Raw genomic sequence first — 21248 nt, 5'->3', positions numbered from 1 at the left:
TTTATGATGATACAGGGCAACAAGATATGAATATTCTGGTAATCGGCAGTGGCGGGCGCGAACACGCACTGGCCTGGAAAGCGGCCCAGTCCCCGGATGCGGACACAGTTTTTGTAGCACCGGGTAATGCCGGTACTGCACGCGAACCGGGTGTAGAGAACGTTAACCTGGACGTTATGGACCTTGAAGGCCTGGCCGGATTTGCAGCCGACAATAACGTTGGCCTTACCATCGTTGGACCAGAAGCACCGCTGGTAGCCGGCATTGTGGATCTCTTTGAAGAACGCGGCCTGCGCGTATTCGGCCCCAGTGCCGGAGCAGCGCAGCTGGAAGGCTCGAAAGCGTTTACCAAGGATTTTCTGGCGCGCCAGAAGATTCCTACAGCCGGCTATGGCAACTTCACAGACGTAGATGAAGCCCTCGCCTATGTTCGCGAGCAGGGTGCACCCATTGTCGTGAAAGCAGATGGTCTTGCCGCAGGTAAAGGCGTGATTGTTGCCATGACCCTTGAGGAAGCCGAAAACGCCATCCGTGACATGCTTGCAGGCAATGCCTTTGGGGAAGCAGGCAGCCGGGTTGTCGTTGAGGAGTTCCTGGACGGAGAAGAAGCCAGCTTTATCGTAATGGTTGATGGTGAGCATGTACTGCCCATGGCCACATCCCAGGATCACAAGCGCGTGGGCGACGGTGATACCGGCCCGAACACCGGCGGCATGGGAGCTTACTCTCCGGCTCCGGTAGTAACCGCTGAAGTGCACCAGCGCATCATGGATGAAGTCATTTACCCGACTGTGCGCGGCATGGCGGCTGAAGGCCATCCCTACAAGGGATTCCTGTATGCAGGTTTGATGATCGATACCTCGGGAGCACCCAAGGTGATCGAATTCAACTGCCGCTTTGGCGACCCTGAAACCCAGCCTATCCTGCTGCGGATGAAATCCGATATTGTCGGGCTCTGCCAGGCTGCCATCGATGGCAGGCTCGACCAGTGCAGCTCTGAGTGGGACGAGCGCGCTGCCGTCGGCATCGTTCTGGCCGCAGGGGGCTATCCCGGCAGTTACAATAAGGGCGATGTCATTTCCGGCCTGCCAGAAACGGAGACCGGGGGCGAGAAGGCGTTCCATGCAGGCACTGCCCTTGAGGGCAATGAGGTAATCACCAGTGGTGGCCGGGTTCTTTGCGCAACGGCGCTGGGTAACACCGTAACAGAAGCCCAGCAGCGTGCTTACAGGCTTGCTGAAAAAATCCGTTGGGATGGGGTGTTTTATCGCAAAGACATAGCTTATCGGGCTATTGCACGCGAACAGGCCTGATCTGACATCCTGAATGAGGGCCCGGCTATTGACCGGGCTTTTTTATGGAGTAGTGTAAATCCGTTCTCCCAGCAGCGAATTACGCCAAAAGTCAGGAATAACCCTCATGCTGAAGAAGTCCCCTTCTACTGGTGTTTTTCTCCTTTTAATCTTTCTGCTTGTAGGCGCATGCTCGCGACATGACTTATACGAAACAGCCATTGGCCTGGAACGTTCTGCCGCGGGATTAGAGGCTGACACGGTTATTGTGGGTGATCTGAATATTGCATATCTGCGCAATTCAGAAATGAATAACGGCGACACTGTAGTGCTGGTTCACGGCTTTGGAGCCAACAAGGACAACTGGACCCGCATCGCCCGGGAGCTCAGCGATGACTTCAACATCTATGCCATAGACCTCCCCGGCCACGGTGAGAGCAGCAAACCACTCGACCTGGGCTACAAACTGGAAGACCAGGTCAGGCATCTTGCCCGCATTCTTGAAGCACTGGGCATAAAAGAGATGCACATGATGGGCAACTCCATGGGTGGCGGGATTACGGCGCTTTACGCTGCCACTTACCCCGAACAGATAAAAACCGCCGTCTTGTTCGACCCTGCCGGCATTCTCGACTATGAAAACGAACTGGTTGATATGGTGCTGGCCGGAGACAACCCCCTGATACCTTCAAAGCCCGGAGATTTCGAACGCCTAATGGATTTTGCGCTTGAGAAAAAGCCTTTTGTACCCTGGCCCATTATGGGCGTTATGGAAGAGCAGGCTCTGGCCAACCGGGATGTGAATCAGGTCATCTTTGCAGCTATCAGCGATGCCGGCTTCGAACCGGATTTCCGCGACGCCATTAAACGCATAGAAGATCCAGTACTGATAGTCTGGGGTAGGGAAGATCGCGTACTGGACTACCGCAACGGTGAAGTTTTCCGGGAGTCCATTCCCGGCGCACGGCTGGAGATACTGGAAGGTATTGGCCATGTACCAATGATCGAGGCTCCGGAAGATTCGGCCCGCCTGTTCCTGGAATTTGCCAATCCCTACATTACCCCCGCCGGGTAAGACACAAAAGCACGAGGTAAAGAACCGCACATGCCTGAAGCTATCTGGATTTCTTTTGCATTTGGCCTTGGCCTGCTGATCAAAGCGGTCGGATTACCGCCATTGGTTGGTTACCTGGCAGCCGGCTTTGTGCTCAGCGGTCTCGCCGCCAATCCCGATGTCGGCATATCAGCGGAGCCTACATCTGTGCTGGCTCATATCGCTCACCTGGGTGTGTTGTTGATGCTGTTTACGGTCGGCCTCAAACTCAAGTTCAAATCGGTTATAAGCCCGGAAGTCATCGGCGGCAGCCTGCTGCACTTTTCCATCACCTGCTTTGTATTTACACCCGGCCTCTACTTCCTGATGGACATAAGCTGGTACGTAGCTTTCATGCTGGCCGTTGCCCTGTCTTTCTCGTCTACCGTACTGGCTGCAAAAGTACTGGAAAACAAGCGCGAACTCCGTGCCTTTCATGGCCGCGTGGCCATTGGCATTCTGATCATGCAGGATCTGATTGCGCTGCTGGTGATGAGCCTGGCTGCGGGTCAGACACCTTCAGAATGGGCATTGATTGTCTTTGGCCTGCCACTGTTGCGCCCCCTGCTGTTCAGGCTCCTGGATGCCAGCGGGCACGATGAACTCCTGGTTCTTCTCGGCCTGCTGCTGGCACTGGTACTTGGCGGAATGGGCTTTGAAACTGTTGGCCTCAGCTCGGAACTGGGAGCCCTGATTTTCGGTGCCATTCTTGCGAATCACCCCCGCAGCCAGGAACTGGCAAAATCCCTGTGGAGTGTGAAGGAAATCTTTCTGGTCGGTTTTTTTCTACAGATCGGAATCGGGGGCCTGCCGGACACAAACGCCATAATTTTTGCTGTCGTGGCAGCGCTGGTTCTGCCCCTCAAGGGCATTCTGTTTTTCTTCCTGATGCTGCTGTTCCGTCTGCGGGCCCGCAGCAGTTTTCTGACGTCGCTGGCTCTGACCAACTACAGTGAATTCGGGCTCATCGTAGCCAGCATTGCACTGCCCGAGTGGCTGGTTCCTCTTGCTATAACTGTGGCACTCTCATTTCTGATTTCAGCGCCGCTAAACCGCCTCGCACATCCTCTGTATGAGCGGCTGAGCAATCGTCTTGTGCGCTTCGAAAGCCATCAGCGACACCCGGATGAACTCCCTGTTTCTCTTGGTGACACCCGCGTTCTGGTTATGGGCATGGGGCGGACAGGTACGGCTGCCTATGACTGGCTACAAAGCTCGGAAGCCAGGCTGATGGCACTTGATTCCGATCTCCCCAAAGTGACCCGGCACCAGGCAGAAGGGCGTAATGTCGTCTACGCCGACGCTGAAGACAATACCTTCTGGGAAGCGCTCCACATGCCATCCCTGGAAGCCGTCATTCTGGCCATGAGCGACATCGAGGCGAAACTGATTGCGGCCCGCATGCTGAGGAAACTTGGATTTACCGGCTACATCGTGGCCCACACCATGTATACGGATGAAGCTGAGCGCATTTGCGAAGCCGGCGCCGACAACGCCTACCTGACCATGAGCGAAACCGGTGTCGCCCTGGCCAGCCACCTTCTCGACAAGGCTCCGACCGCATCAACTCCCGTCTCAGCCAGGGCGGGCTGATCGCCGCCTCACGGCAGGGCGCACGTCCGGAATCCGGTGTAGACATCGTTTCTCCGGGGCAGATAAGCCTGGCGATAGGTGCCACGAATCAGGCCGGATGAGGTAGCGCAGCTGCCCCCCCGGCAGACTTTGTGGTCGCCAAACTGAAGGCTGGACATGAACGGGTACATGTCTATGCAGAAACCGTCGTAGGGAAAAAACTGGCTGCTGGTCCACTCCCATACCGTGCCGACCATCTGTCGGCAACCGAACGGGCTGTCACCCGCGGGATAATCGTACACCGGATTCTGCGCCATACTGCTGGCATTCATGTCGGCATGAACAGGCTCTGGCGATTCGTTACCCCATGGATACCTCTGGAATGCTCCCCCCTGTTGGTTACCAAGTGCCGCCACCTCCCACTCATACTCTTCAGGCAAACGCCGCCCGGCCCAATGGCAATAGGCTTCAGCCTCCCAATAGCTGACGTGAGTCACTGGTGCGTCAGGGATCAACGGGTTCCAGTGGTCAAACAACCTCTCCTGCCACTGGCCAGCATGCCAGCGCCAGTATAGCGGATGCTTTGGAGCCTCCATCCGGGGCTTCATTTCACCCTCCACCAGCTCCATACCGTTTTTTTCTGTCAGCCATTTCCTGCCACCAGAAGACCAGAATTCCGGCTTTTGATAACCACCATCCTCTACAAAAACACTGAATTGCTGGTTACTGACAAGGCACCGGGAAATCGCAAACCCTTCCAGGCGGACCAGATGACGAGGCTTTTCGTTATCGAATGCAAAATCCTCCGTTGCATACTGCAATGAGTTCCCCGGCATGCCGATCTCCCAGTCCCCGGCAGGCACAATCACATCACCACCCGGAAACTCATCTGGCACCTCAGCAGGCGCAGGGCGCGTTAAGTTAGCCCCCGGAGGTGACGGATAACCAACAGTCTGACGACACCACACCAGAGACTCAATGTGCATATTCTGATGAAATATAGCGTAACGGCAGAGGTAGACCGCCCGATCTGTCAGTGGCTTACACTGAATACGCTCAGCCATTTTGTCGTAGACGTGGTCAAAATAGTACAGCGTCCTTTCAAGGCCCGGGAACAGGTCACGGCACCAGCGATCCTGGTGATCAATGTGGAAAGAGTCCCAGAGGTCGTCCATTTCCGGATCAAAACTGGCGTCACCGTCCAGGAGGTTAAAGACGAATACTTCATAGAAGAATGCCGCATGCCCCATTTCCCAGAGAGGTGGATTCACTCCCGGGTGATACGGAACCTTAAGCTGTCGCTCTGCCAGTGAGGTAATGAGTTCCCGCGTTCGCTTCCGCGTCAGGGCAAGCTCTGCCAGCAATTCAGTTTTCCGCATCTGCCCCGTGTCCATCACGATTCCTCTTGTTTGGTTCGCCTTTACCCTCTCAGGTCCAGACCAGCATTATGACTGGCACTGCAACGACAGTGACAATCACAGTCAGCGGTAATCCCAGGCGCCAGTAATCACCGAACTGATACCCTCCAGGCTCCATAACCAGCGCATTGGACTGATGGCCTATAGGCGTCATGAAAGCACAGGATGCACCAACGGCAACAGCCATCAAGACGGCATCCGAAGCTATCTGCAACTCACCGGCCAGGCTCAGGGCAATAGGCGCAACGACAATAGCCGCTGCGGCGTTATTGACTACGTTAGACAAGAGCGTAGTACCCACCAGTATCATAACCAGTACCGAAGCAACCGAGAGGTTCTCGCCCAGCACCAGCATCTGCGCAGCGATCAGACCGGCTCCACCCGTGCTTTCCATTGCCTGACCAACCGGTATCATTGCCGCCAGCAAAACAATCACAGACCAGTCAATTGCCTTGTAAGCCTCTGCGGCAGACAGGAGCTTTACAAGCACCATTGCGACGGCCGCAGCTACCAGAGCAACCGGAGCTGAGAGCAGCCCTGTAACAATGACAGCTATACTGGCCAGAAAGATACCGGAGGCCAGCGCAGTATTGCGGGGAGAGCCGAGTCTCAGCCCACGCTCCGCAAGTGGCAGACAACCAAGCTCAGCCAGGGCGCCTCCCAGAGAATCCTCAAAGCCCTGCACCAGCAATATATCACCAGCATTAAAGCGTATATCCCCAAGGCGCCGCTTTAGCCGGTGCCCCAGCCGCGCGACGGCCACTATATTTATCTGGTGATTTTCCCGTAGCTGAAGTCGGTTGGCGGTTTGTCCGACCAGAGAAGACTCTGGCGCTATCACCGCCTCCACCAGGTGCAGCTCACCTTTCGCTATAGGGTCTGACGCCGCTTTGTCGTCCCCGGCACCAACAGCATCGTTATGCCCGTTGGTCTCCCTGAATCCATTTCTGCCCCGGGATTCATCCGCCAGACCATCGTTATTGCTGGCGCCTTCGCTTTCTGCCTCCTGATCATCGATGGCCTGGTGGGCCAGCTCAAGTCCGGTGGTATCCAGGAATGTCTGCAAGCTGGTGGTGTCGGCCTCTACCAGCAACACATCACCTTCACGCAATACTTTATAGGTGGAGGGTGCCGCCAGACGCTGCTCACCCCGAATCAACGCGAGAACCACCACGTCCGGCTCATCCCCGGATGTGGTTAGCAGGCTGTGTAAGGTTGAACCGGCGTGCGGGGAATCGGCCGGAATACGCAGCTCCGTCACATATTCGCCAACACTGAACAGCTTGCTGTCAGCGGAATTTTCTTCACGACGGGGCGTGAGTCGCCAGCCTGCGAGGGTAATAAAGGCAATCCCTGCCAGGGTGATTGCAACACCAACAGGGGCAAAATCGAACAGACCAAAGGTGCCGCTTTCACGGTAGGAAGCGATAATGATATTGGGCGGCGTACCTATCAGTGTCATGGTGCCACCCAACAGGGAACCAAAAGCCAGGGGCATCAGCAGCAACGAAGGCGAACGTCCGGCTTCCCGGGACATCCAGATTGCGACCGGCATCAGCAGTGCGAGTGCACCTACGTTATTGATAAACCCGGAACAAAGAGCTACCACACTGGTCAGAGTGAGCACCTGGAGTGTCGGTCGATGACCAATCCTGCCCAAAAGGCGCGCAATGTTATCTACCACTCCGCCATTTACGAGCCCCTGGCTTATCACCAGCACAGCTGCCACGGTGATCACTGCCGGGTGGCCAAAACCGGCAAACAGCTCTTCGGTCGGCACCAGTCCTGCAACGGCTACCGCCAACAAGGCAAGCATAGCCACCACATCAAAGCGCAGGCGGTTCCACACAAACATGGCGAGGGTGATTCCGAGCACCGAAAATACAATGCCTTGCTCAAGACTCAAGTGCGACCTCCGGTTCCTCAACGGGTAACAGAATATAGCAAAACCCAAAATAAAAACCCCGCAAACTGTTTCCAGCCGCGGGGTTTGCCTGCTCCCGGGACAAGCCCGGGAGCGGAGGTACAGTAAACCGTTCGATTAACCGAACTGGTTCATGGTGTTATCTGAACCACCAGCTTTCAGCGCAGCATCACCTGCGAAGAATTCCTTGTGGTCATCACCGATGTTAGAACCAGCCATATCCTGGTGCTTAACAGTAGCGATGCCCTGACGGATTTCTTCACGCTGTACACCTTTAACGTAGGCCAGCATGCCTTCTTCACCGAAGTAACCTTTAGCCAGGTTGTCGGTAGAAAGAGCTGCAGTGTGGTAGGTAGGCAGAGTGATCAGGTGATGGAACACACCTGCTTCACGAGCCGCATCACGCTGGAAGTTAGCAGTCCACTCGTCAGCCAGCTTGCCAAGTTCAGTGTCGTCGTACTCAGCACTCATCAGCTTGGCGCGGTCGTATGCAGATACGTCCTTGCCTTCTTCCTTCATCGCATCGAATACCTGCTGACGGAAGTTCAGAGTCCAGTTGAAGGACGGGCTGTTGTTGTAAACCAGCTTCGCGTCAGGCACAACTGCCTTGATGCGGTTAACCATGGCAGCGATCTGACCAACGTGCGGCTTCTCGGTTTCGATCCACAGCAAGTCCGCACCGTTCTGCAGGCTGGTGATACAGTCCAGAACAACACGGTCTTCACCTGAACCTTCTTTGAACTGGAACAGGCCAGAAGCCAGACGCTTCGGCTTCAGCAGCTTGCCGTCAGATTTGATAACAACGTCGCCGTTCTCGATCTGAGAAGCGTCGTCGATGTATTCACCGTCCAGGAAGCTGTTGTACTGGTCGCCCAGGTCACCCGGCTCGTTGGTTACAGCGATCTGCTTGGTCAGGCCAGCACCCAGTGAGTCAGTACGGGCAACGATAACACCGTCGTCCACACCCAACTCCAGGAACGCCAGACGAACAGCGTTGATCTTGGCAAGGAAGTCAGCATGAGGAACTGTTACTTTACCGTCCTGGTGACCACACTGCTTCTCGTCAGAAACCTGGTTTTCGATCTGGATGCAGCACGCACCCGCTTCGATCATCTGCTTGGCCAGCAGGTATGTCGCTTCGGCATTACCGAAACCAGCGTCGATGTCAGCAATGATCGGCACGATGTGAGTTTCGTAGTTGTCGATCTGATTGATCAGATCAGCAGCCTTGGCACTGTCGCCGGCTTTTTCAGCAGCTTCCAGATCACGGAACAGGTGGTTCAGTTCCCATGCATCCGCCTGACGCAGGAAGGTGTACAGCTCTTCGATCAGACCAGAAACAACAGTCTTCTCGTGCATGGACTGGTCAGGCAGCGGGCCGAACTCGGAACGCAGAGCTGCAACCATCCAGCCAGACAGATAAAGGTAACGACGCTTGGTGCTGCCGAAGTGCTTCTTGATGGAGATCATCTTCTGCTGGCCGATAAAACCGTGCCAGCAACCCAGAGACTGGGTGTACTGGGACGTGTCTTTGTCGTAGTTTGCCATGTCTTCGCGCATGATCTTGGCGGTGTACTTGGCAATATCCAGACCAGTCTTGAATTTATTCTGGGCGCGCATACGGGCTGCGTGCTTGGGGTTGATAGCGTGCCAGGTCGGGTTTTGCTTCAGGATGGAAGCAATGGTATCGACGTCTTTTGCGTAAGGCATGATTTCGATCCTTTGTATGTTAATGACGGTTCTGATGACTGACTTCAGGGCAAAACAATATGTGGTTTGCCTGCGTTGACGAGTACTCTAGTAGCATTCAATTTATAATTGAAATTTATATGATCTATATTCATCATTTTTTTCATGAATGACTGATGCTTGTCAAAAATATGGCCAGTGTTTACACATACGCAACTGACACCCTGAGACTTTTCGATCAGGCTGGTCAACTCGGAATCGTCACACGACGGTGATGCATCCGGCTCCTGACCCGGAAAAGAAAGTGAGTACTGATGGGCGTCATTAACCACAAACCAGACGGCAAGAGGGCAATCAACGCGATCATTGCCCTGTTAACACTTGCCTGCGCCTTGCTGGTTCTGCCCTCCAGCTCCTCAGAGAATACAGTCTACGCCAGCATTGATTTTACCAAGAGCCGAACACAATGGCGCAATTACGGCTACGATCCAGATACATCCATTCTGGATGACTGGCAGTCATTGCTGCAGCGCATTGAACCGCTCGACGATAAAGACAAGCTCAGCCAGGTCAACGCGTTCGTTCACAAGTCCCTGAACTACAAACTGGACAGCGTGGTATGGCAACGTGAAGACTACTGGGCGACACCGCTCGAGACCCTTTCCCGCGGCGTGGGTGACTGTGAAGACTTTGTTATCATTCAATACATAACGCTTCTCAGCGCCGGCATTACCGATGACCAGCTCAGGCTTATTTACGTTCGGGCCCGTATCGGCGGGCCGGAGAGCCCGATCACAAGAGCTCACATGGTGCTGGGCTACTACCCGACACCCGGATCCGAACCCATGCTACTGGACAGCCTGATGGAAGATATCCTGCCAGCCGGAGAGCGCACAGACCTGACTCCGGTGTTCAGTTTTAACAGTAGTGAACTCTGGGCGGGTGGTGCCGGAGCTTCGGCCGGTAGTTCAACAGCCCGTCTGTCCCCCTGGCGAAACGTCCTCAATCGAATGCAAAGTGAAGGAGTGAGCTTCAATGTCTCTCGTTAAACAGCTGTGGCTGGCCACAAGCTTTCTGATTGTCACTGCCTTTGGCGCCAGCCTTGCGGCCAGTCTGGTATCTGCACACAGTTACTATCAGGAGCAGCTGGCTCTGAAAAACATTGATAGCGCAAACTCCCTTGCCATCACGCTGTCACATACCGAAAAAGAGCCTGCGCTGATACGGTCCTTTCTCGACGCGCAGTTTGCCACAGGCCACTACCAGAGCATCAGACTGAACACTCAGAACGAACAGTCCTTTGATCTCCGGAGTGAACCAACCGGAGACAATGCACCTGCATGGTTCCGCACCCTTTTCCCTCTGAACGTGCCGGCCGGACAGGCCACGGTTTCCGATGGCTGGGTTAAGTACGGAGCCCTCTCAGTAGAGAGCGACACTACCTATGCCCAGACTTCTCTATGGGTAACCACAAAACGGCTTTTCCTGTGGCTGGCCCTGGTTGCACTGTTTGCTGGACTTGCTGGCAGTTGGCTGGTTCGGCGGATCAGCCATCCTTTAAAGGATGTGATCCAGCAGGCAGAGGCTATCGGGGAACGACGGTTCATTGTTTCCAGAGAACCCGGCACAACAGAGTTCAAGCGTGTTGTGCGCGCAATGAACAAACTCTCGAAGAGGGTTGAGACCATTCTCGAAGGTGAAGCCAGAGCGCTGTCGGAAATGCGCGAGAAAGCCCTCCATGATCCGGTAACAGGCGTTGCCAATCGAGAGTTCTTTATCAGCCGCCTTGATGCGCTTATTGCAGACGGGGACACAGCGGTTCAGCATACGCTCGTGCTTGTTCGTGTACCCGACCTGACAGCACTGAATTCGAAGCTCGGGCATGAAAAGGTGAACGCAGAGCTGCGAAAATTCTGTGAACAGATATCTGAGACTCTGAAACAGCGTCAGCACGATTATTCGGATGCGTTCCTCGGGCGTCTGAACGGTTCGGATTTTGGCCTTCTGCTCACCGAATTTGATGATATCCCGGGGCTCAGAGAAAGGCTGACCCGGGATATTCAGCTGTCTATCCACAGTGAACTGATGCAGGGCCTGCGGTTGTCTGTCTGCACATTCCGGCCAGGCTCTTCCCGGGCTGAAGTCCTGATGAAAGCTGATCATTTGCTGGCACAGGCAGAACAAACACAACAGATACTGGTTGTCGCCCAGGATGATGAGGACAATATTCCGTTCCACAGCGCCACCGAATGGCGGGAAGCCATCAGCCAGGCGATCCGGAACAAAGAACTGAAGGCAGAGTTTCATCCGCTGATAGGACGCTCCGGCGCCCCCCTGCACCAAGAGGCCAAGATTCGCCTGAAGCTCAATGGGAACTGGCAGACTGCAGGCTATTTCCTGCCGTGGAGCCGGCGCCTGTCGTTACTTCCCCTCGTGGACAGTGCAATGGTGAACCATCTTTGCACATTGCCGGCACAGGCAACCTCTGAGCCTGTTGTCGTACACATTTCCACCGCCACCCTGATGGACGAGGAAACCAGCAAACGGATACTGGATGCTATTGCAAACTGCACTGTACCGGCACAATTGTTCCGGCTTGAACTACCTGAATCGGCGCTGGGTATCGGCGACCTTCGCCTGAGTTCTTTCATTCACAGTGCGCAGCAAGGGGGGAGCCAGGTTGGTATCAGCGGCGTTGGCCACAATCTCGAACGGATTTCACGGATTCACGAACTCGGCCTGGACTATATCAAGACAGATCCTGTGTATGCTCAGCGCCTGGATTCAGACAGCACAACCCAGCAATACCTGCAGCGGCTCACAGCTCTGGCTCATTCAATCGGTCTTCAGGTTTATTTAGCGGGGGCGACATCCCGGCATTGTGCTCAGGTGGCCTGGGAAGCGGGTTTTGATGGAGTGACAGGTCCGGGCATAGCTAAGCATCAGGATGATCAGGGTTAGTCAAAATTGAAGATATCATCGCCGGCTTCGTCGATAAGATTCAGGTGCTCATCCTGTCCCCGTAAAGACTTCCGGAGCATCAGCTTGTCCTGGGCCTCCGGTGGCAGATCGGTAAACCGGATGATGCCCTTGGTTGTCAGCAGGTCTACCAGATCTTCTATAACCCGGATGAGAGATGAGTCAGAATCACGAAAGCGGCTCTCCACACGGTCGGTCGCTGTGGAAGCCAGGAACGATTGAAGACCGGCATCATCAGAGGATACCTCGACAAAACCGGCAAGCCGCTCTTCACTGACAGCTACAACTTCTCCGTTCTCATTGCGCTTGATATACATCATTACCCTCACCTGCTCCGCGCTGTCCGGTTACAAGCAGCATCAGCTGCATACGGTCCCGTACCCCGAGCTTCCTGAACACGGAGCCCATATGTTCTTTAACCGTGCGTTCTGTGATACCAAGGGCGTCAGCAATCTGCCGGTTGGTTGAGCCTTTCGATGCATGCAGGGCAACTTCCTTCTCCCTGGCTGTAAGCATGGACAAGTCCACTTCGACCCTCCGGCGGGTCCCTTTATCCAGAGCATGGGACACCATTTTCAACAGGTTACCCAGCATATCTTCCGGAAACCAAAGCCCGCCGGAGTTAACGCTTTCTCCAACTTGCTGAAATACTTCTTTGTTCGCGAGCGCAGGCACATAGGCCCGGGCTCCACTGGCGAGAGCCAGGTTCATCTCTCCGGACTGAGGCTCACGAGTCAGAACCACCACCCGACTGCCGCTGCGGGACCAGCTCTGACTGACATCCTGCCAGTCTGACAGGTCACTGCAGAGCCACAGGACATGCCCGTCAGACGGAGGTGGCAGATGCTGACTGGTCTCAAAAAGGCGAACACCCGGAAGCACCCGTTGCCAATGGTCCCGCGGGCAAAATGTTGGAGCATAAACAAGGAGGGATTGGCCGTCTGTCATCGTTCACTCAGCGCCTGGGAGGTTGCTCGCACAACTGGCTTCAAAAGATACTCCAGCACTGTTTTCTGGCCGGTAAGAATATCTACTTGAGTAGTCATGCCAGGAATAATTGCCAACTGATCAGAAAACCCCTGCACTTCAGTCCGCAGCCGTATCAGGTAGTATGTATTATCGTTTTCGTCAGTGATCGTATCAGCACTGATATGTTCTACCTTTGCCTTAAGGCCACCAAAAACGGCAAAGTCGTAGGCAGAGAATTTGATAATTGCGTCCTGCCCCTTGTGAATGAAAGCAATGTCCTTGGGCCGCACTCGGGCCTCTACCAGCATCTCATCATTCAGGGGAACAATCTCGATTACGTCCTGACCCGGAGCAACCACACCACCCACGGTCTTGACGAACAACCTTTGAACCGTGCCATCCACAGGCGCCAAAATCTGTGTCTTTCTGACCCGGTCACTAAGGCCCGAGATCATGTCTTGAGTCGCTGCCAACTCACTGACCGCTTCAGATAACCGCTCCCGCCAACTGTTCGTCATCACCAGCCGGGTTTCCCGAATTTTCGATTCAGCCTCCGCAATTGCCGAGCGTGACCGGTCTATAACAGCTTCAGCCTGATTAACCTCGCCACGGGCATTGGATATTTCACGTTCAAGCTTGATCAGATCCACCTCCGACACCGCGCCCGATGCCAGTAGTGGCTTCTTCAGTTCAAGTTCTCTTGACGCCAGAGCAAGCACCTCCCGATACTGCTGGCGCGCGGACTGGGCTTCTCTCAGGTCGGCCTGGCGCTGTTCAAGCTGCTGCTGGTAGATGACCTTCTGTTCCTGCAGTTCATTGCGACCGTTTACAAAGAGAGACTCCTGCACTGAAACCAGCTCGGGAGAACGCTCAATAAAATCCGGAGGAAAGCGGAGCTCTGTGTCGTCTACCAGCGCGCGCAGGCGAATAATGTTGGCCTGCAACGCCATCTCACGGGATTTTTGCTCAGCAAAATCCGAATCAAAGCGGGTGGACTCAATACTGACGAGCAACTGCCCCTTCCTGACCAGTTCGCCTTCCTGAACAGACAGTGTTTCAACCACGCCACCATCCAGCGATTGGACAACCTGAAGCTGGCTCGACGGAATGACCTTGCCCTCTCCACGCGCAACTTCATCAATCGGGGCCAGCCCCGCCCATACCAAAAGTGCGATCAGAGCGAAAAAAACCACCCACAGCAACGCTCTTGCCCGGGCAGGCTCTTGCTGGACACGGGCCCATTCCCCATCGACTTCCCAACCGTTTTTATCCGGAACCCGAAGCCAGCGCCCGGTAATACGATCAAGCCAACGTTCCGTTCGCCGGCCCACACGGTCGGAGCCGCGACCAATGCCATGGAAGCTTTTCTCAGTGAAGGACTGCTTTTCCCGGCCGCTGCTCATGACGCTCCCCGGATCTTGCCCTGACGCAAGGCTTCAATAACCGCATCCTTGGCGCCATCGGCGACAATCCGCCCTCCGTCCAGCACCACGATCCTGTCTGCCAGCTCAAGCAGCGAGGTGCGATGAGTAACCATCACCACCGTTTTCCCCTTCGCCGCTCGCGCAAGACTGCGCTTGAAATGCTCTTCGCTGGAGTGGTCGAGAGCGCCAGTGGGTTCATCAAGCAGCAGAATGGGAGGATCACCGATCATCGCCCGCGCTATGGCAAGGGACTGTCGCTGGCCACCAGACAACCTCTGCCCCCGTTCGCCGATTTGCAGATCGAAACCGTCCGGATGCGCATCAATGTATTGTTTCAGGCCACCAAGCTCGGCAACCCGCAGTAACTCTTCATCTGAAACAGGCCGGGACAACATGATGTTGTCTCGCAGGCTACCGTAGAACAGCTCCACATCCTGAGGTACGTAGCCAATATTCCGGCGCAACTCTGCCGGGTCCAGTTGCCGAAGATCCACATTATCAAGGCTGATAGTTCCGGAAACGGGGAAATACAAACCCAGAAGCAGGCGTTGTATCGTACTTTTACCAGAACCGTTTTTGCCCAGCACAGCAATCCTTTCGCCCGGATTTACCTTGATGGATACGCCAGAGAGTGCCAGCTGACCTGATTCGGGATACTGAAACTGTACGTCGCGAAATTCAATCCTGCCGCTAAGCACCGGTCGGGAAACCCAGTTCTTCCCTTGGGTACGCTCCTGAGGTAACTCCATAATTTCATCAAGCGTGCGCAAAGCCGTCGCGGCCTGATGGTATTGAGCCAGCAGCCCTGCCGCCTGGCTCACCGGCGCCATTGCCCTGGATGAAAGAAGATACGCAGCAATAAGCCCGCCCTGGGTCAGTTCGCCCGCGATGATGAGGTAAACACCCAGAATGATGATGGCAACAGATACCAGATGCTGACACCATTGCGCGCCATTCTGTATCGACGAAGAAATAAACTTGAGGCGCGCACTGATATTGCTCATATAAAGAGATGTGCGCTCATAGGTTTCCTGAATGCGGCCTTCAGCACCGAAAGTCTTTACCGCTTCAAGATTGGAAAGCCCCTCGACGAGCGTCGCATTTCGCTGAGAGCCTGCTGCCATGCTTTCTTCCGACAAATCCCTGAGGCGACGCTGGGCAATAGAGGCATAGATGATCAGGCCAGTGGCCCCCACAATAACCGGTATACCCAAAGGCCAGCTGATCAGCATAATAACCAGCAGGAACAGCAACACAAACGGCAGGTCCACCAACCCCACAACGGTCATGGAACTGACGAAGGCCCGGATGGATTCAAAGGACTGAACATTGGCAGCGAACGCACCTGCTGACTGGGGTCTGTGGGAAAGACTCAGCCCAAGTACCCGCTCCATAATCGTGGCAGAAAGCTTTGCGTCCGAGCGGCTCGCTGCAAGGTCAACAAACCACCCCCGCATCAGCCTCAGTAAAAGATCTGCCGACAATGCTATCAATAACCCGATTGCCAGAACCCAAAGGGTATGAGTCGCATGGTTTGGTACTACACGGTCGTAAACATTCATCACGAACAACGGCATAGCTACGGCAAAAATATTGATCATTAACGCCGCAATACATATGTCCCGATAGAGCTTCTTGTTCTCGGCGATAACACTCCAGAACCAGTGTCCTTTCCGGCTCGGATGGGTACGGGACGCACGGCTTTCGAAATTAAACCTCGGCCGGCAATAAATGATGGTTCCGGCGTAGTCCTCCGAAAGGGTAGACAACGGGACCTCAGTCTCTGAATCCGGTAACTGGGGATAAACCAGCGATGCAGTTCCCTGTTCATAATCTACCGCATGAAGCACGCATGCCTGGTCTCCGTTCAGCAAAAGCACTGCTGGCAGGAGAGCAGAATTAACTGCATCAAGGGGCTGTTTCTCGATCTGACTCGAGAAGCCCAGGCGCTGGGCGGCCCGGCCAAAGGTAGAGGGTATCAGCCGGCCTTCTGCCAACGGCAAGCCGGACAAAATGCTTTCGGCAGAGGACTGACGTCCATGAAACCTGCACAAAACCTGCAGGCATGTCAGCAAACTGTCAGCTTCAAACACTTGCTCAGGTTTTCCCACATTCCACCCTATTCACACCCGAATCAGTTCGCTTCAGAATCAGCGCCCGGCGCACTTACCGTTATATCAGCCCTGCGGTTCGCATTAACTGCGGCAGATGCATCCAGAGTAAACCGCGGCTGATAGAAACCGAGCCCCTGCGTCTTTATCCGCGCAGGGTCGACGCCATAAACATCGACCAACCGTTGCGCAACAGCTTCAGCCCTGCGCATGGAAAGCGCCTGGTTGTATGCGGGAGCACCAGTTCTTGAAGCATGTCCGACCACCAAAGCTTCAGCCTCCGGATTCTGCTCCAGGAGCTTGCCAACATTGTCTATAAACTCGTCACTGGACGCTTCGATCCGGGCCGAATCATTTGCAAATTCAACCGTCGCAGTTGCAATCACCGAGGGTTTAACGGCGTTCGCACAGCCTTTGATATCAACCGGCGTACCAGGAGGGGTGCCAGGGCACTCATCTTTGTAGTTTCTTACGCCGTCAGCATCAAAATCCAGCATCAGCTCAAAGGATCCATCGATCTCTGCGGCCGGACAGACACCGTCAGTAATCTGCAATGGCTTGGCACCCAATTCTTCGAGCGTTGGCAATCCATCCCGGACCAGACCAAGGGAAGACACCAGATGTCCCATACCCGCCTGAACTCTGGCAACTGCCAGTTTACGATCATAGAGCGCATTGACATATGCCCGACTGGCATCAAAATATTCATTCTCGGCATCCAGCAGATCCAGCAGTGTGCGTTCGCCTATATCAAACTGGTCTTTATAAGCAGTACGCACTCGGGCCGAGGACAAACGATGGTTATTCAGGATAGGTGCCTGAGCGTCAAGATTGCGTACGTCGTTGAAGGCAATCTGAATCTCCTGTCTGATATCCACACAGGCTTTATCCCGGAGATCCTTGGCAACGTTGACCTGATCGTACGCACTTCTGACCCGGGCACGATCCGAACCACCGCGATACAGATTGATGTTCAGCTCAACGCCGACACGGCCATCCGTTTCAGACTCGTCGAAACCCAGATCATCATATGAACGATGGCCGTAACTTGCGACCAGGTCGAGCTTTGGGTGAAAGCCAGACCGGTTTTCCTGAACACCGGCTTCTGCTGCTTTGATATCACGATGAGAAGCGCGGAAGCCGGGATTACCTTCGTAGGCAATTTTCAGGGCCTCAGTCACCGTCGCGGGCAACAAATCAGCGCTGAGAGAAACCTCCCCGGTTTCCGCGGGAGGGTTCTCACCAATAATTCTCAGATAGCGGGCCCGGACGTCATGAAGATTGCTTGCAACGACAACCAGATTGGATTCCGCCAAAGAAAGACGGCCACTGATCTGTTCGAGGTCAGCCGCGCGTGCCACTCCAGCCTCTGCGCTGGCACTGACCTGGTCGTATACTTCCTGATGGGTTTCAAGATTCTTCCAGGCCAGATCAAGCAACTCACGCTGGCGCGAGACATCAAGATAGGCTCCCAGCGCTTCAAGAGACGTGTCCTCGATCTGGCTGAGAAGTTCGAAATAGCTCACTAACTGCTGTTCTTCCAGTCTCTGGACAGAACTCTTTGTCTGAAAGCCGTCATACAGCATCTGAGTGAGGGTCAGCTGACCGTCGTAGCCATCATATTCATTTACAGAGCCATAGTTCTGGTGTTCCAGCCCGTAGCGCGCCTGCGCATCCAGCGACGGCAGATAGCCGCCAAAGGCGCTGTCTGCATCATGCCCGGCAACAAGGAACTGGTGCCAGCTCGCACGCACTTCCGGGTTTGTTTCTATAGCCGCCTGTACGGCTTCAATTAAATCTGAATTCGTTTGTTCCCGGGCCGCAAGAGGCGATACCAGGAAAACAGCACAAAACCACGCTGCCGCGCCGGATTTAACGGCCTGTTTGACAATTGACAAGATTCCTACCTCCAGGCTCCCGGGCAAATGACCCGTAAGCAATAAATTAACTCTGCTATCACGCAACCTTCCAGTCCCTACCGCCTTCAGTGCCGAGACCCTATGCCTGCGTACCATTCATTTTGACAGTGATACGTGCACTTTACTCGCTGATATCACAAGTATTTACAATTCCTTGCACGAAACGGCCCTAACCTGTACCTGAGTCCAGTAGGCAACAACCATATACCCCCGTATCTTAATAAAAGCTACCAAGACGCATATTTGCCGTCTGGATCCAACCTGCATAAGAGAATCGCCATGAGCATCACCATCGCCATCGTTTTGAACGTTTCAGGAAAAGCCTGGGCCGAGGCACCTGACGGAAGCCGCCGTCTGCTCGATGAAGGCAGTGCGCTGATGGCTGGAGAACGACTGATCACAGAAGACGACACAAGAATTCTGCTGGATTTTGGCTATGGCAACTCTACCATTATAGAGGGCAGCACAACACTGCTGGCGACCCCCGAAATGGCCGGGAACTTCGCACCGGAACTTGCCGATACAAGCGTTGAAGACGACAGCATCGCCCAGGCGCTGGCCTCTATTGAAGAAGCGCTTGGCGGGTCCATTGAAGATGCGGAAGCTCCGGCTGCAGGTCTGGAAGGTGGCAGTTCGGGAGGCAGCAGCTCTGTTCGCCTTGCCCGCATTGTCGAAACTATTGATCCCGCAGAGTTTGGCCTTGAACGATCGGCCTTTGACAACGACAGCCTTTTGACCGAAGAAGGCAATGGGACCGACGACAACACACCTGCGCCCGGCGACATTGCCATTGATCTGGTTGATGGCGGCTCTATCGCATCCCCGACGCTCACAGTCTCTGGTTCCAGCAGTAACCTCTTACCGTCCAGCACTGTTCAGATAGACATTACAGATCAGAATGGAAGCACCGTCAGCCAGCAAGTCACTGCGGGGCCGGACGGTTCATTTACAGGCGTATTCTCTCAGCTGACAGGATTGGTAGACGGCGCCGTGACGATTGTGGTGGCAGGAACCGGCCGGGACGGCATAAGAGTAACTGATACCAACCTGACCTCCCTGGATGTGACTGCCGGCACAATGGAAGTGAGCATCAGCGGGATCGATAACACCGCTCAGACTATTGATCTGGATGGTATGACTACCGATGTTGCACCGGGCCAATCCGTTAATCTGACCATCACAGATGCCGATGGCAATCTGGTCACGACTACCGCCCTGGTCGGTAGCGACGGCTCCTACTCTGTAACAGGTACAGATATCAGTGGCCTGGTTGACGGCACCCTGACCGTGACAGCCAGCGCTGTAGACCGTAATGACAATCCGGTATCCGGCACCGACAGCAGCACACTGGATGCTGTCGCTGGCAACCTGACTTTAACAGGCACATCCGTCGATGACGACGCGCAGTCCCTGGACCTGGCCGGCATCACAGCCGATGTAGCACCAGGATCACAGGTCAGCATCATCATCACAGACGCTGAGGGCAACCAGGTCACCACCACTGCGATCATTAACAGTGATGGTTCTTTCTCTGTAACCGGTGTAGATGTATCTACTCTGGTTGACGGCGCCCTGACGGTGACCGCCACGGCCACTGATCGTAACGGTGGCGCCGTTTCTGATACTGCCAGCGACACACTCGATAATCTGGCGGGCGACCTGACAGTAGCGGTTGATGGTGTTGATGACAGCGCCCAGACGCTCGATCTCTCTGGCACCACCAGTGATGTGACTCCGGGAGACCTGGTGAGCATCACCATCACCGATGCCGACAACAACGTGGTGACTACCTCTGCGGTGGTTGCCAGCGATGGCTCCTATTCTCTTACCGATATCGACATTTCCGGGCTGGTAGATGGCCAGCTGACGGTTGCGGCATCCGCCACCGATCGCAATGGCAATCCGGTATCCGACACCGCAACAGATTCACTGGATGCCACCGACGGTGACCTCTCCGTTACCGTGGAGGCTGTTAACAGCAGCGCGGGCACCATCGATCTTTCCGGTACCACCGACGATGTGGCTCCGAACTCACTGGTGAACCTGACCATCACCGACAGCAACGGCGCCAGTGTCAACACCACCGCCACCGTCGGCGCGGATGGCTCTTACTCCGTGTCCGGAACCGATATTTCTACCCTGGCTGACGGCGCCCTGACGGTGACCGCCACGGCCACCGATCGTAACGGCGGCGCCGTTTCCGATACCGCCAACGGNACNCTGAGTCCGGTCAATGGCGACCTGTCGGTCGCAATTGATGGTGTTGATGACAGTGCCCAGACGCTGGACCTGTCCGGCACCACCAGTGAAGTGGCTCCGAACACNTCAGTGAGCATCACCATCACCGATGCCGACAACAACGTGGTGACTACCTCTGCGGTGGTTGCCAGCGATGGCTCCTATTCTCTTACCGATATCGACATTTCCGGGCTGGTAGATGGCCAGCTGACGGTTGCGGCATCCGCCACCGATCGCAATGGCAATCCGGTATCCGACACCGCAACAGATTCACTGGATGCCACCGACGGTGACCTCTCCGTTACCGTGGAGGCTGTTAACAGCAGCGCGGGCACCATCGATCTTTCCGGTACCACCGACGATGTGGCTCCGAACTCACTGGTGAACCTGACCATCACCGACAGCAACGGCGCCAGTGTCAACACCACCGCCACCGTCGGCGCGGATGGCTCTTACTCCGTGTCCGGAACCGATATTTCTACCCTGGCTGACGGCNCCCTGACGGTGACCGCCACGGCCACCGATCGTAACGGCGGCGCCGTTTCCGATACCGCCAACGGNACNCTGAGTCCGGTCAATGGCGACCTGTCGGTCGCAATTGATGGTGTTGATGACAGTGC

14 protein-coding genes are annotated in these 21248 nt (G+C 55.0%); 6 read left to right on the top strand and 8 right to left on the bottom strand.

What is annotated here, in order from left to right; genetic code table 11:
• Window positions 1-26 precede the first annotated feature (26 nt).
• The 3 genes from purD to CPA50_RS00060 all read left to right on the top strand — a co-directional run bounded on the left by purD (window position 27) and on the right by CPA50_RS00060 (window position 3978).
• Window positions 27-1313 (top strand): phosphoribosylamine--glycine ligase, encoded by a 1287-nt coding sequence (purD, locus tag CPA50_RS00070; protein ID WP_096780477.1) that lies wholly within the window; start codon window positions 27-29, stop codon window positions 1311-1313.
• A 106-nt stretch (window positions 1314-1419) separates the two neighbouring features.
• Complete coding sequence (locus CPA50_RS00065) at window positions 1420-2367, top strand: alpha/beta fold hydrolase (protein WP_096780476.1); 948 nt, start codon at window positions 1420-1422, stop codon at window positions 2365-2367.
• Between the two features lie 30 nt (window positions 2368-2397).
• Complete coding sequence (locus CPA50_RS00060) at window positions 2398-3978, top strand: cation:proton antiporter family protein (protein WP_096780475.1); 1581 nt, start codon at window positions 2398-2400, stop codon at window positions 3976-3978.
• Window positions 3979-3986: 8 nt separating this feature from the next.
• Here CPA50_RS00060 and senA read toward each other — a convergent pair whose 3' ends face one another.
• From senA to CPA50_RS00045, 3 genes are all read right to left on the bottom strand, one after another.
• Window positions 3987-5351, bottom strand: coding sequence for a selenoneine synthase SenA (senA, locus tag CPA50_RS00055; RefSeq protein WP_227519426.1), 1365 nt, complete (start codon window positions 5349-5351; stop codon window positions 3987-3989).
• 34 nt (window positions 5352-5385) lie between these two features.
• Complete coding sequence (locus CPA50_RS00050; protein ID WP_096780474.1) at window positions 5386-7281, bottom strand: SLC13 family permease; 1896 nt, start codon at window positions 7279-7281, stop codon at window positions 5386-5388.
• A gap of 135 nt (window positions 7282-7416) precedes the next feature.
• A complete protein-coding gene (locus tag CPA50_RS00045; RefSeq protein WP_096780473.1) occupies window positions 7417-9009 on the bottom strand; it encodes an isocitrate lyase in 1593 nt (530 codons plus the stop codon).
• Window positions 9010-9302: 293 nt separating this feature from the next.
• Between CPA50_RS00045 and CPA50_RS00040 the strand changes: the two genes are divergently transcribed.
• Both CPA50_RS00040 and CPA50_RS00035 read left to right on the top strand, forming a co-directional pair.
• On the top strand, window positions 9303-10037 hold the full coding sequence (locus CPA50_RS00040) for a transglutaminase-like cysteine peptidase (protein WP_096780472.1): 735 nt from the start codon (window positions 9303-9305) through the stop codon (window positions 10035-10037).
• Entirely contained in the window at window positions 10024-11949 is a 1926-nt protein-coding gene (locus CPA50_RS00035; protein WP_096780471.1) for an EAL domain-containing protein, read from the top strand. The genes CPA50_RS00040 and CPA50_RS00035 overlap by 14 nt, the downstream gene beginning before the upstream one ends.
• On the opposite strand, the gene CPA50_RS00030 is transcribed toward CPA50_RS00035, so the two are convergent.
• From CPA50_RS00030 to CPA50_RS00010, 5 genes are read right to left on the bottom strand one after another with little or no spacing between them, the layout of a single operon-like run.
• On the bottom strand, window positions 11946-12287 hold the full coding sequence (locus CPA50_RS00030; RefSeq protein WP_227519425.1) for a tryptophan synthase subunit beta: 342 nt from the start codon (window positions 12285-12287) through the stop codon (window positions 11946-11948). The genes CPA50_RS00035 and CPA50_RS00030 overlap by 4 nt on opposite strands.
• Complete coding sequence (locus tag CPA50_RS00025) at window positions 12265-12915, bottom strand: response regulator transcription factor (RefSeq protein WP_096780469.1); 651 nt, start codon at window positions 12913-12915, stop codon at window positions 12265-12267. The genes CPA50_RS00030 and CPA50_RS00025 overlap by 23 nt, the downstream gene beginning before the upstream one ends.
• Window positions 12912-14339, bottom strand: a complete 1428-nt coding sequence (locus CPA50_RS00020; RefSeq protein WP_096780468.1) for an HlyD family type I secretion periplasmic adaptor subunit — start codon at window positions 14337-14339, stop codon at window positions 12912-12914. The genes CPA50_RS00025 and CPA50_RS00020 overlap by 4 nt, the downstream gene beginning before the upstream one ends.
• Window positions 14336-16471 (bottom strand): type I secretion system permease/ATPase, encoded by a 2136-nt coding sequence (locus tag CPA50_RS00015; protein ID WP_096780467.1) that lies wholly within the window; start codon window positions 16469-16471, stop codon window positions 14336-14338. Before CPA50_RS00015 ends, CPA50_RS00020 begins: the two co-directional genes overlap by 4 nt.
• A gap of 23 nt (window positions 16472-16494) precedes the next feature.
• Entirely contained in the window at window positions 16495-18369 is a 1875-nt protein-coding gene (locus tag CPA50_RS00010; RefSeq protein WP_227519424.1) for a TolC family outer membrane protein, read from the bottom strand.
• 300 nt (window positions 18370-18669) lie between these two features.
• Here CPA50_RS00010 and CPA50_RS00005 point away from each other — a divergent pair.
• On the top strand, window positions 18670-21248 hold a 2579-nt coding region (locus CPA50_RS00005), incomplete at its 3' end, for a retention module-containing protein (protein WP_143750710.1).

Origin of the sequence: Marinobacter sp. ANT_B65 (genome assembly GCF_002407605.1) — a bacterium.
Lineage (GTDB): Bacteria > Pseudomonadota > Gammaproteobacteria > Pseudomonadales > Oleiphilaceae > Marinobacter.
Note: the sequence above shows the minus strand (reverse complement) of the source record. Positions and strands in the feature narration are given on the sequence as shown.